11 protein-coding genes are annotated in these 12,096 nt (G+C 71.2%); 8 read left to right on the plus strand and 3 right to left on the minus strand.

Annotated elements, in window-relative coordinates:
- Window positions 1–155: 155 nt before the first annotated feature.
- Complete coding sequence (locus tag ACFYY1_RS34385) at window positions 156–542, plus strand: hypothetical protein (RefSeq protein ID WP_266735474.1); 387 nt, start codon at window positions 156–158, stop codon at window positions 540–542.
- Window positions 543–691: 149 nt separating this feature from the next.
- Window positions 692–1,093, plus strand: a complete 402-nt coding sequence (locus ACFYY1_RS34390) for a hypothetical protein (RefSeq protein WP_388592532.1) — start codon at window positions 692–694, stop codon at window positions 1,091–1,093.
- A gap of 94 nt (window positions 1,094–1,187) precedes the next feature.
- Here the strand turns inward: ACFYY1_RS34390 and ACFYY1_RS34395 are convergent, their stop codons facing one another.
- The gene (locus ACFYY1_RS34395) at window positions 1,188–3,878 is read right to left on the minus strand and encodes a BTAD domain-containing putative transcriptional regulator (RefSeq protein ID WP_388592535.1); all 2,691 of its coding nucleotides are present in this window, start codon (window positions 3,876–3,878) and stop codon (window positions 1,188–1,190) included.
- Window positions 3,879–4,478: 600 nt separating this feature from the next.
- Between ACFYY1_RS34395 and ACFYY1_RS34400 the strand changes: the two genes are divergently transcribed.
- Window positions 4,479–5,837, plus strand: a complete 1,359-nt coding sequence (locus ACFYY1_RS34400) for a helix-turn-helix domain-containing protein (protein WP_388592538.1) — start codon at window positions 4,479–4,481, stop codon at window positions 5,835–5,837.
- A gap of 56 nt (window positions 5,838–5,893) precedes the next feature.
- Window positions 5,894–6,820: an ornithine carbamoyltransferase gene (locus ACFYY1_RS34405; RefSeq protein ID WP_388592540.1), complete on the plus strand. Its 927-nt coding sequence runs from the start codon at window positions 5,894–5,896 to the stop codon at window positions 6,818–6,820.
- 165 nt (window positions 6,821–6,985) lie between these two features.
- Here the strand turns inward: ACFYY1_RS34405 and ACFYY1_RS34410 are convergent, their stop codons facing one another.
- Window positions 6,986–7,198, minus strand: coding sequence for an MbtH family NRPS accessory protein (locus tag ACFYY1_RS34410; RefSeq protein ID WP_266735465.1), 213 nt, complete (start codon window positions 7,196–7,198; stop codon window positions 6,986–6,988).
- A 141-nt stretch (window positions 7,199–7,339) separates the two neighbouring features.
- A complete protein-coding gene (locus ACFYY1_RS34415; RefSeq protein WP_388592543.1) occupies window positions 7,340–7,621 on the minus strand; it encodes a hypothetical protein in 282 nt (93 codons plus the stop codon).
- A 298-nt stretch (window positions 7,622–7,919) separates the two neighbouring features.
- Between ACFYY1_RS34415 and ACFYY1_RS34420 the strand changes: the two genes are divergently transcribed.
- From ACFYY1_RS34420 to ACFYY1_RS34435, 4 genes are read left to right on the plus strand one after another with little or no spacing between them, the layout of a single operon-like run.
- Window positions 7,920–8,372: a cobalamin B12-binding domain-containing protein gene (locus ACFYY1_RS34420; RefSeq protein WP_266735462.1), complete on the plus strand. Its 453-nt coding sequence runs from the start codon at window positions 7,920–7,922 to the stop codon at window positions 8,370–8,372.
- The gene (locus tag ACFYY1_RS34425) at window positions 8,369–9,787 is read left to right on the plus strand and encodes a methylaspartate mutase (protein ID WP_388592544.1); all 1,419 of its coding nucleotides are present in this window, start codon (window positions 8,369–8,371) and stop codon (window positions 9,785–9,787) included. The genes ACFYY1_RS34420 and ACFYY1_RS34425 overlap by 4 nt, the downstream gene beginning before the upstream one ends.
- Window positions 9,784–10,800: an asparagine synthetase A gene (locus tag ACFYY1_RS34430; RefSeq protein ID WP_388592545.1), complete on the plus strand. Its 1,017-nt coding sequence runs from the start codon at window positions 9,784–9,786 to the stop codon at window positions 10,798–10,800. The genes ACFYY1_RS34425 and ACFYY1_RS34430 overlap by 4 nt, the downstream gene beginning before the upstream one ends.
- Window positions 10,797–12,068, plus strand: a complete 1,272-nt coding sequence (locus ACFYY1_RS34435; protein ID WP_388592548.1) for a glutamate synthase-related protein — start codon at window positions 10,797–10,799, stop codon at window positions 12,066–12,068. Before ACFYY1_RS34430 ends, ACFYY1_RS34435 begins: the two co-directional genes overlap by 4 nt.
- Window positions 12,069–12,096: the final 28 nt, after the last annotated feature.

The following is a 12,096-nucleotide window of genomic DNA, read 5'->3' on the forward strand; positions in this document are numbered from 1 at the left end:
GTCTGAATCGAACGGGGTCATCATGCGGCGGCCGATTACCGCTGCGTTCCCTTCGCGAACGCGGGAACGGGAAGGAAGCGGGAACGGATCGGGAGGGAACCGGGAGCCGGGAAGGCAAGGCTCCTTCTGTAGTTGTCTGCAGAAGGAGTACTCACGTGAAGGACCCCAGGGATCGTTCGCCCGACGGGACGGAACTGCGCCAGGCCCTCCAGGACCTGTCCACCGTGGAACGGTGGGCCGAGCGTGTGGCGTCCGGTGTCCAGTCCCACCCGTACACCGCGCCGGAGTCCTGGGAGGGGCCCCAGCTCAGCGTCGAGACCAGAACCGAGAACGGCATGCACACGGTGGCCGGGATCGTCACGTGGCCGCCCGGGGACGGTGCCCCCGCGGCGGTCCTGGACGAGACGGAGCGCGCGGTGCTCCGCTCCCTGGTGAGATCGCTGCTCGACCTGGCCGGCCACGAGTCGGGAACGGCCCGTACGCGTGTGGTCCTCACCCCGCTCGGCCCCCGCGTCGCTGCCTGCCAGCTCGACGCGGAATAGCGGGACGAGCGGCTTCCGGTCCGTTCCCGCGGCAGTTCCCGGAGGCGGTATCGGGGCAGGAACGGACCGGGAACGCCGATCAGCAACATCAGTGGTGTCGGGAAGCGGAACACCGCAGAACCTCACAAACACCACTTAGGGGCGGGACAATGGGACGCAAGCTTGCTGGAATCTTCGGGATCGTCGCCGCGACGCTGGCCTTCGGTATCGGCACGGCGGTCGAGGCGGGGCAGGCGCACGACGCCCGGAGCATTCAGCAGGTTCTCGCGGACGACAAGGGCCCGACGGTCATCGGCACCACGGGCACCGACGACGACAAGGGCCCGACCATCGCCGGTACCCACGTGCTCGCCGACGACAAGGGCCCGACCGTCATCGCCCGGACGATCACGGACGACAAGGGTCCGACGGTGATCGGTACCACGGGTACCGACGACGACAAGGGCCCGACGGTGATCGGCACCACGGGTACCGACGACGACAAGGGCCCGACGGTCATCGGCACCACCGGCACCGACGACGACAAGGGCCCGACGTCCCCCGTCATGTGAGCCCACCGCCTCGACACGCGAGCCCCGCGCCGGACCACGGTGCGGGGCTCGTTGGCGTCGGGCCCGGAGCAGGCCGAGCGCCGGCGGCCGGTCGTCAGCTGCGCCGGTGGTCCGACGGAACGCCCATCCCGTCGAAGAGCTGCTCGGCCTCCGCCCGGAACCGCGCCGAATCCGGCGTGTCGCCGAGGGCGTCGGCCATGCCCGCCAGGGCGTAGGCCTGCTCGATGCGGTAGCTGAGGGACGAGGCGAGGTCATGGGCATGGGTGTGCAGCGCGAGCGCCGCCGCCGTATCGCCCTGTCGGCGGCGCAGCCGGCCCACGATGTTCTCCACCTTGGCCCGGCGCAGCGGCGAGGGATTGGTCCGCATCATGTCGAGGGCGAGCTCCGCCTGGTCCGGGACGCGCGGAGCCAGGCCCAGCCGGTTCTCCACATCGGCAGACAACGCCAGGGTCAGGGCGAGGTTCACCTCGTTCCCGGCGTCCCCGTACAGCGCGCGGGCCTCCGCCAGACAGCGGTCGGCCTCCTCGTACGCGCCCAGGCCGACATGGGCGAAGGCGAGATCGGTGATGGCGCCGGGAAGTCCCTCGTGCTGTCCCAGCTGCCGGCTCAGTTCGGCCGACCGCCGGGCCGCGTCCCGCGCCTCCTCGTACCGTCCCCACTGTTCGTAGAGAGTGCTGAGCATGGTCAGGCTCTCGGCCTCCGCGCGCGGCATGTCCAGGTCCCGTTCGTGCGCGATCGCCGTCTCCATGTGGCCCAGGGCCGCGGAGAAGTCGCCGAGCAGGCTGTTGAACTGGCCGAGGATGCTCTCGCTGTGTGCCTGGGTGTGCAGATCGCCGAGCCGGACCGCCACGTCCCGGCTCTTCCGGGCGGCTTCGAGGCCCTCGGAGAGACGGCCCAGCTTCCAGCAGGCGACGCCCAGGTTGGACAGGCTCACCCCCAGCAGCGCCAGGTCCTGGAGCCGGCCGGCGGCGGCGACCGCGACCCGGCTCAGCTCACCGAACTCCTCCAGCAGTCCCAGGTCGTTGAGCTGGAAGACGAGATTGCGGGCCAGGCACACCACATAGCGGTCGTGCCCCCGGCGCTCGGCGAGCGTGACCGCCGCGAGGATCGAGTTCTGCTCGCGCAGGAACCACTTCCGCGCCGTCCCGGGGGTGCCGAGATCGGGCAGTTCGGCCTTGGAGGGCTCGATGCCGGTACTGCGCCGGCGCCGCCCGGAATAGAGGAGATCGCACGCCACCTCGGTGGCGGTCAGGTAGTAGCCCAGCAGCCGTTCCACCGCCGCGGAGTCCTCGGGGGACTCGACGAGCAGGCTGTGCGCGAAGCTGCGGACCAGGTCGTGGAAGGTGTAGAGACCGATCTCCGGCTGCTGCACGAGATGCACGTCGAGCAGCATCTCCAGCAGGTCCTCCGCGTCCCGGGCGCCCGAGCCGAGCAGCGCACCGGCGGCATGGATGTCCATGTCGCTGCCCGGGTGCAGGGCCAGCGTCGAGAACGCGTTCCGGCACTCCTCGTCCAGGGCCTGGTAGGACAGGCGCAGGGTGGCGGAGACGCTGCGGGCGCCCGAGCTGAGCTCGTCGAGCCGCCGGGTCTCGTCACGCAGCCGCTCCGCCAGGTACTGGAGGGTCCAGCGCGGGCGGTTGCGCAGCCGGGCGGTGGCGATCCGCAGGGCGAGGGGCAGATGGCCGCAGAGCCGGGCGATCTCCGCGGCGGCCTCGGGCTCGGCGGCGACGCGCTGGGCACCGAGCGTCTCGGCCACCAGCATCGCACTGTCCTCGGGCGGCATCACCCCGATGGAGATCCACCGGGCGCCGTCCAGATCGACCAGCCGGGCCCGGCTGGTGACCATGACGAGGCTGCCGGGGGAGACGGGCAGCAGCGGGCGGATGGCGGCGGCGTCGGCCGCGTTGTCGAAGAGGAGCAGCAGCCGCTTGCCGACGAGGGTGGCACGCCACAGCGCGGTGCGGGCGGGCACGTCGTCGGGGATGAGGTTGCCCGGGACACCGACGGCACGCAGCAGGCTGTCCAGCGCGATGCCCGCGGTCACCGGCTGGTCGCCCGGCGTGTGTCCGCGCAGATCGATGTGGAGCTGACCGTCCGGGTACTCGGGAGCCAGCCGGTGCGCGGCGCGTACCGCGAGCGAGGTCTTGCCGCAGCCGCCCATGCCGTCGATGGCCACGATCTGGGGGCCCTGCTCGCCGCCGGCCTCGGCACCACGCAGGATTTCGGCCAGCTCCCGGTCCCGTCCGGTGAAGTCCGCGAGGTCGTACGGGAGGGTGCTGGGGGGTTCCGTGGGCAGCGCCACGGCCACCACGGGGGCGGCGGCCGGCTCGGGGCCGGCCAGTTCGGGGCTCTCCCGCAGGATCCCCTCGTACAGCTTGGTGAGATGGGGGCCGGGGTCGATGCCGAGTTCCTCGGCAAGGAGTTCGCGTACCTTGCCGTACTCCTCCAGGGCCTCGGCCTGCCGCCCGGACCGGTACAGGGCGATCATCAACTGGCCGCGCAGGGACTCGCGCAGGGGATGCTGCTGGACCAGTTCGCGCAGTTCGACGACGAGTTCGGCGGACTCGCCGAGTGCGAGGTGGAGATCGAAGAGCTGTTCCGCCGCGGTCAGCCGGCGCTCCTCGATGGAGGTCGACGCCGCCTCGATGACCGGGCCGCCGGTGCCCGACAGAACGGGTCCCCGCCAGAGCGCCAGGGCGCCGCGCAATATCTCCGCGGCCTCGGCCGTACGGCCGTCGGACGCCGCGAGCTTCGCTTTGCGTATCAGCAGGCCAAATTCGGCCACGTCGATTTCACATTGTTCGTGGGCGACGCGATACCCGGGGCCGTCGGTGAGGAGAACTTCGGCGCCCCCGGGTATCCGTCTTCGGAGATCCGCGACTGCCTTGCGCACTTGGTGCGGAGCCGTCGTGGGCGGTTCCTCGTCCCAGGCCGCCTCGACCAGACGGGATACCGGAAGTACTTTTCCGGGCTCCAGGAGAAGTGTGGCCAGAACTCGCTCTTGTATGACTCCGCCTAGCCGGAGCCGAGTCCCGTTGGACCAACCCTCTATCGGTCCAAGAATGTTGAAGCGCAGCCGAAACTCTTCCGTAGATGACACGCATCCTCCCCCTCAGCTCCGCGCACCCGCAGCGCTTCCCCAGCGCGAGGCGATCGTAGTCCCTGCCATGAGGAACTCGCGGTACCGCACCGGGAAGATTTCGGGAATGGCTCGATGAAAGCTGTTCGTCGACGGCAGGCCTTCGCTGCCACGGAGAGTGCGGGGCGTACGGAGCGTGAGCGGAACGAGAGATCCTTCGCCGCGCCGCACGTTCCGGACATTCCCGGACGGCCGGGTAACCGGTCATTGCGTTTTTTTTTGCATGTGGAGACCGAGGAGACAATGATGAATTCCCAGCCCTCAGCCGGGCTCGATGTTCTGCTGCAGAATGCGCGCAGGCGGGCGGGACTCACCCAGGAACAGCTCGCCGGCCTTTCCACCGTGAGCGTACGGGCCATTCGCGACCTGGAACTCGGGCGGGTCCAGCACCCGCGCAGGGAAACACTGAAGCTCCTCGCCAATGCCATGCGGCTGAGCGACGCGCGACGTGTCGAGCTCGAACTCGCCGTCGACGCGAAGGCGGTGGGGCGCGTCTTCCAGGACATCTACGGAGTCGGCCTGGCCACGCCGCCCCCCGCGCTGCGCCCGCTGATCGGGCGACAACCGGAACTGGAGGCGCTGACGGCCCGGTTGCGCACGGATCACGAGCGGCTGCTGACCCTCGTGGGGCTGCCGGGAGCGGGAAAGACACGGCTCGCCCAGGAAGCCGCTTCGGTGATCCACGCCCGGGACCGGATTCCGGTGCTGTGGGTATCCCCGGACGACACGGCGGAGACCACCGGGGCCGCTCCCCACACCCCGCAGTCGACCGTCACCGGATGGGTGCGCGCACTCGTCCGCGACGGCGAGGAGTTCGAGGAACTGGCCGCGCTCATAGGGTCCAAGGCCACCTTGATCGTCCTGGACGGCTACGATGCGTCACCTTCTGCCACCCCTCGGCTGCTCAGTCTGCTGCGGGCCTGCGAGCGCCTGAAAATACTCACCACCACCGACCGGCCGGTCCAGCTGCCCGGCGGCCGGCTGCTGCCGCTGGCCCCGCTCCCGGTGCCGACCGCCGCCGATCTCGCCGAGCCGGTGGGCGGCTCCCTCGTCGTGGACCGCCACGCCGTGGAGCTGACGCTCTCCCATGTCAGCTACATGCGGCCCGACTTCCTTCCCACCGACTCCGTCGTCACCACCGTGGCCCACATCTGCCGCGCCCTGGACGGCATGCCGCAGGCGCTGGAAGCCGCAGCCTCCTGGCTGCTGCTCTACTCCCCGCAGCAACTCCTGGACATCGCCCGCACCACACCACTGGTCCTGCTCGACGGCGTCACCCCGGCCGATCCCGCCGCGGGCCCCACCCTGGGCGAGCGGCTCACGGCCGCCGTCACCGGGCTCGACCCGAAGGCCGCCGAACTGCTGCGCACACTGGCGACGCTCGACGACCCGTGGACGGTGGACGGCGCCGCGCGAGCCTCCGGCACCTCGCTGGCCGAAGCCGCCCGTGAGGTGCACGCCCTGCTGGTCCGCGGCCTGATCCGCCGGCTCCCCACGACGGCGGGCGACCCGGTCGGCTTCACCGTGCTCAACCTGGTCCGCGCGGTGCTCGAAGCGGACCGGGAGACGGCGCCCGCCGCTCTCGCCGCCGCCCTGAGCGACTGAGGACCCACCCCGCTCGCACCCACCCCGTTCCCGCCCTCATGAAAGGCACCGCACCCATGCGCAACCTGATCTCCCTCGCCGACCTCACGCCCGCCGAGCTGGACCACCTGGTCCGGCGCGCCGTCTCGTTCGGCCGGGACGGCATCGTGCCGAAGCCGCTGGCCGGACGACAGGTCGGTCTGTACTTCCGCAAGTCCTCGACCCGGACCCGGACGTCCTTCTGGACCGCGGCGACCCGGCTGGGCGCCGACGTGATCACCTTCGGTCCGAACGAACTCCAGCTCACCACCGGCGAGACGGTCGAGGACACCGCCCGGGTCCTCGGCCAGTACCTGGACGCCCTGGTCGTACGGACCAACGGGGACGTGGAGGAGATCCGCCGGCTCGGCAGCAGCGCGGACCTGGCCGTCGTCAACGCCCTGAGCCTGGACGAGCACCCGACCCAGGCCATCGCCGATCTCGCCACGCTGGCCGAGGAGTTCGGCTCGCTCGACGGTCTGCATCTGCTTGCCGTCGGCGAGGGCAACAGCTCGGGCGCCGCTCTCGCCCTCGCCGCCGCCCTCACCCCCGGCCTGCGTCTCACCCTGCTGTGCCCGCAGGGGTACGAGGTGCCCAAGGAGACCCTGGACCTGGCGGCCGAACTCAGTGGCGGCAAGGCCCTGGTGAGCCAGGTCGTCACGGCCGACCAGGTCGAGGGCCCGGTGGACGCGGTGTACACCAGCCGCTGGCAGACCATGGGGGTGACGAAGGAGAACCCCGACTGGCTCAAGGACTTCGACGGCTTCCAGATCAACCGCGCGTTCCTGGACCGCTTCGCCGGTCCGCGCACCGTCTTCCTCCACGACCTGCCCGCGGTCCGGGGCGAGGAGGTCACCGACGAGGTGCTCGACGGCGCTTCGAGCCGGGCCTGGCGCCAGGCCCATCACAAGATGACCGCAGCCGCGGCAGTACTCGAATGGTGCGTGCGCGGCATCCAGAGCTGACCGGCCGCACCGCAACGTCCCGCCCGGCTCCCGGCGGACATGGGCTCGCCCCCCATGTCCGCCGGGAGTTCTTCATGCTCCGCGGCCCGTCATCGTGCGAAAGGGCGGGTGCGGGCGCGTGTCGCGCCTCGCACCCGCCCTTCCGGAACGGGAGAACCGGTGGGTTCAGCCACCCATGGCCGCGACCACGGAACGCGGCCGCATGTCGGTCCAGTTCGCCTCGATGAATTCGCCGCATTCCTGCTTGCTCGCCTCGTCCTTCACCAGTTCCCAGCCCGCCGGCTGCTGGATCCGGGCCGGCCACAGCGAATACTGACCCTCTTCGTTGGCCAGCACTACATAGCGGCCCTGGGAGTCCTCGAACGGGTTGGTTGCCATGATTTCCACCTCGGTTGGACGAAGTTATTCGTGAAGTCGTCAGGTGTGCCTGAGTTTTTCGCCTGCATCAGAGACTAGGAGCCGCGGACCGGTGCGCCGGGCAGAAGCCCAGGCAGATCGGCGGCACCACGGACCGAGCGGTCAGGCGGCCACCCGGGCCGTGCGATGCGCGTACGTGAGGGCCACCCCGGTCGCCACGGTGGCCGCGCGCACCGCGCCGAGGGCCTCGCGCACCAGCTCCGAACGCTCCACCGGCATCACCTCGACCCCCGGCTGACCTGCGCGGACAATGTTCACCGCGGCTTCGAGCACGGCGACCTGGGCCTCACCGAGCGCCTCCCGCCGGTCGACCCGTTCCCGTACCTCCGCGAGCACGTCCGCGAGCACGTCTGCCGCACGGACGCTGTGGCCGGTCTCTGCCATGTCATGACTCCTCGGTCGTTCGCCGGCGGTCTGCGCGGTCTGCGCGGTCTGCGCGATGCGCGCGTTGTGCGACGGGCCGGGCGCTGAATTCTGCGGAATGCAGTGCGGCCAGTCTCATGCCCCACCGTCCGCCCGGCACCGGGCAGTCGGTCAACTGCTCCTCTGCTGCCGCCCAGTTGCCGCCGCTCACGCCGGAAACGCCTCCGGAGCGAATCTACGGTGGTGGCCGAAAGGAAGTTCCGGGCCAGCCCGGACCTCTTTCTCCCCTTGTCATCCAATGATGTGGACGAAGCGAACAATGAAGCCTGCGGAATGGGCGGCTCGTCATCGATCCGGGCCGCTGGATGTTGTTGTCACCGGACTGCAATCCGATGCGCACACCTGGAATCTCATCTACATCCAACTGCTGCTCGAAGACCTCGGGCACAAGGTCGTCAATCTGGGTTCCTGCGTGCCCGAGGACGAGATCGTCGAGTCCTGCTGCAAGTTCCAGCCCGACCTCCTGGTCGTCAGCAGCGTCAACGGGCACGGCTTCAACGACGCCGAACCGCTGATCGGCGCGATCCGCTCGCGCTGGGAGCTGACCGGCCTGCCCGCGGTCATCGGCGGCAAGCTCGGCGTGTCCGGAGACGGGGAGGAAGAGGCCGACGCCCTGATGAGGGCCGGGTTCGACGCGGTCTTCCAGGACGGCGTCGACATCGCCGCCTTCGAGTCCTACGTCGACTCACTGCCCAAGGAGGTGGAACGGTGACCGCGCCGGTCCAGGAGGCGCCCCCCGGGAGCCGCACCACCGTGCACCGGCGACCGCTCTCCTTCGGCCGCTTCGTCGCCGGGGCACAGGCCCGCGGCACCCTCGTGGTCCAGCCCCGCATGGGCTTCTCCGACCCCGCGCTGATGAGGGCGGGCCTGCTGGCCACCAAGGGGGCGGCCGACGCGGTCGTCGGCACCATGACCATCGACAGCTACACCCGGGTCAACGACGAGGCGTCCGCGGCCCGCGCCCTGAACGGCGGCGTCCCGCTCAACGGATTCCCCATCACCTCCTACAGCCCGCACACCTCGCGCTGGGTCCTCGACGGCGTCCGCGACGCGGGCTTCCCGGTGCAGATCCGGCACGGCTCGGCCCGCCCCCAGCGCATCGTCACCGCACTGGCCCGACTGGGCCTGGACGCCACGGAGGGCGGCCCGGTCTCCTACTGCCTGCCCTACGGACGCACCCCGCTCCTGGACTCCGTACGCAACTGGCAGGAGAGCTGCGACTTCCTGGCCGGACTGCGCGGCACCGGGGCGGAACCGCACCTGGAGACCTTCGGCGGCTGCATGCTCGGCCAGCTGTGCCCGCCCGGCCTGCTCGTCGCGATCAGTGCACTGGAGGCGCTCTTCTTCCACCGGGCGGGGCTGCGCAGCATCTCGCTCAGCTACGCCCAGCAGACCAACGCGGACCAGGACCGCGACGCGATGCACGCCCTGCACCGGCTGGCCGGCGAGTTCCTGCCGGACACCGACTGGCACATCGTCCTCTACACCTACATGGGCCTCTATCCGCAGACCCGGCACGGCTCCCTGGACCTCCTGGAGCGCTCGGCCGAACTGGCCGTGGAGACCGGGGCGGCCCGGCTGATCGTGAAGACGGCAGCCGAGGCGCACCGCATCCCGACCGTGGCGGAGAACGTCGAGGCCCTGCGGGTCGCCGCGCGGGCCGCCGCCCGCCACCGCACGGCGACCGGCGCACACCCCCGAAACGCCCCCGACCAGCACCCCGCCCCGTACCCCGACCCGGCGGACAACGCCGTGTACGCCGAGGCCCGTGCCCTGGTCGACGCGGTGCTGAACCTCGACGACGACCTGGGGCAGGCCCTGCTGAAGGCCTTCGCCCGCGGATACCTCGACGTCCCCTACTGCCTGCACCCCGACAACGCGGGCCGCACCCGGAGCCACATCGACAAGTCCGGCCGCCTCACCTGGTCCGAGATCGGGGCGATGCCCCTCGGGCCCGTCCGCGACCGCGGCCGGCGGCTCACCGCCGCCGGGCTGTTCGACGCCCTGTCGTTCGTACAGCGCCGGCACGACCGCGTCCTTCCCCAGCACGCTTCCCGCTCCCCGCTTCCCCCGGCGGCCCGTCGCCCGGCAGCCCATCGGCAGCACACCCAGGAGGTAGCACCATGACCAGCACGATCGCCGAGCCCGACGGCCGCGTCGCGCCCTCGTTCCCGTCCTCTCCCGACCAGCACCTGATCGCCGAGCCGACCCGCGCCACGCTGCGGGTGCAGAGCCGCATGCTCGCGGCGACCCGCGCGTTCCTGACCGCGCAGGGGTTCCAGGAGCTGCTGCCCCCGGTCATCGGACCGGTCACCGACCCGGGCATCCGGGGCTCCAAGCAGGTGGACGTCGACTTCTACGGCCACAAGTACAAGCTGATGACCAGCGCCATCCTCTACAAGCAGGCGTCGCTGCTCGCCTTCGACAAGATCTTCTACATCGCGCCCAACGTCCGCCTGGAACCGCTGGAGACGGCCGTCACGCACCGCCATCTCGCCGAGTTCCACCAGATCGACGTGGAGATCCGCGACGCCCGCCGCGAGGACGCGATGGAGCTCGCCGAGCGGCTCGTCGCCCATGTGGTCGACGAGGTCGTCCGCGAGATGCCCGCGGACCTGGAGCTCCTGGGCCGGGACCGGGACGCCTTCCGCGAGGTGGTCCGGGGGGCGTTCGGCCGCACCACGCACAAGGAGGCCACCGCGGACCTGGTGGCGCTCGGCCACCCGCAGGACCCGGGTGCCGAGATCGACTGGGAGGGCGAGGAGATCCTCTCCGCGAAGACCAGCCGCCCGTTCTTCGTCGTCGACTACCCCAAGGGCTCGCGGGGCTTCTACGACCAGGAGGACACCGACCGCCCCGGCGTCCTCCGCAACTTCGACCTGATCGCACCCGAGGGTTACGGCGAACTGGCCAGTGGCAGCGAACGCGAGCACGACTACGCGGCCCTGGTCACCCGGATGCGCGAGACCGGCGAGAACCCCGCGAAGTACGGGTGGTACCTCGACCTGGCCCGCCGCGGCATCCCCGCCAGCTCCGGCTTCGGCATCGGCCTGGAGCGCTTCACCCGGTACGTCACCGGCCGCACCGCGGCCTGGGAGGCCAGCGCCTACCCCAAGGTCCCCGGCGTGGTGTCCGCATGAGCACCCTACTGAGCGCCGCGGGCTTCCCCGAGGAACAGGTGCGGCACCGGGCCAGGGCCGGGGCGGCGGGGGCCTTCCCCGCGCTGGAGTCGTACGGCAGCGGCCTGCTGGGCGCGGTCCCGGCCGGGCAGGACCCGTACGACCTGCTGGAGCGCGCCAGGATCGTGCCCCCGGTGTTCATGCCGGAGCGGCTGAAGAAGCTCATCGACCTGGCCCGTGAGCCGCTGTACACGGACGTCGAACTCGACACGCGCATCGGCGGGTTCGCCTCCAGGCTGCCGCTCTACGTGTCCGCGTTCGGCTCGACCCAGGTGGCCAGCCACGACCTGGGCGAGGCGGCCGGACGGCAGGCCGGACAACTGGGCATCCCGATGGTCATCGGGGAGAACGTGGTGCCGGTCAACGGCTTCCGCGCCGCCGCCGACTCCGGAGTCTCCCCGCTGCTCGGCCGGATCGCCGCGTACACGGGCGCAGCCGACGAAGAGCACGGCGGTGTGGTGGTGCAGCAGTCCACCGAGGACGCCGACGCGGAGGTGTGGAACCTGGTCTACAGCGACCCGGTGTCCGAACCGCTGCTCGCCACCGGCCGGCTCGCCTTCGAGCTGAAGGTCGGCCAGGGCGCGAAGCCGGGGCTCGGCGGACTCACCGTCCTGGGCCGCGAGGCCGGCGACAGGGTCGCCGAACAGTACGCCATGGACCCGGTGTTCGGCGCCGACAGCGACTCGGTGCTGCGGATCAGCAGCCCCGGCACCTTCACCGAGGAGATCCTGCGCCAGCAGATCCGGCTGATGCGGAACAACTTCCCCCGCGTGAAGGTGTGGGTGAAGCTGCACCCCGGCCGCGACGTGGCCCACGCCGCGGCCACCGCCTGGGCGGCCGGCGCGGACTCCGTCACCGTGGACGGCGCGGAGGGCGGCACCGCGTGGGCGCCGACCGCCTTCCTCGGCCAGGTGGGGCTCCCGCTCGGCGAGTGCCTCACCCGCATCGGCCGCACCGGTCACTGCCTGCTCGCCAGCGGGCGGATCTGGGAAGGCAGCAGGGCCGCGAAGGCTCTGGCGCTCGGCGCCCGTGCCGTCGGCCTCGGCCGGGCCGCACTGCTTGCCGTGGACGAGGACGCCGAAGCCGGCCTGGTCCGGCTGGTCGAGTCCATCGCCCTGGAACTCCGGCTGCTGATCAGCTCCGTGGGCAAGTACCACCCGGACGCCCTGGAAGCGGACGACGTCCTGCTGCCCGGCGCCGCCGCGACGGCCTCCCGCAGCACCGCCTGACCCCCCGCTTCCCTCCCCCTCCGCTCCA

Source organism: Streptomyces sp. NPDC001890 (assembly GCF_042891445.1).
Taxonomy (GTDB): Bacteria; Actinomycetota; Actinomycetes; order Streptomycetales; family Streptomycetaceae; genus Streptomyces.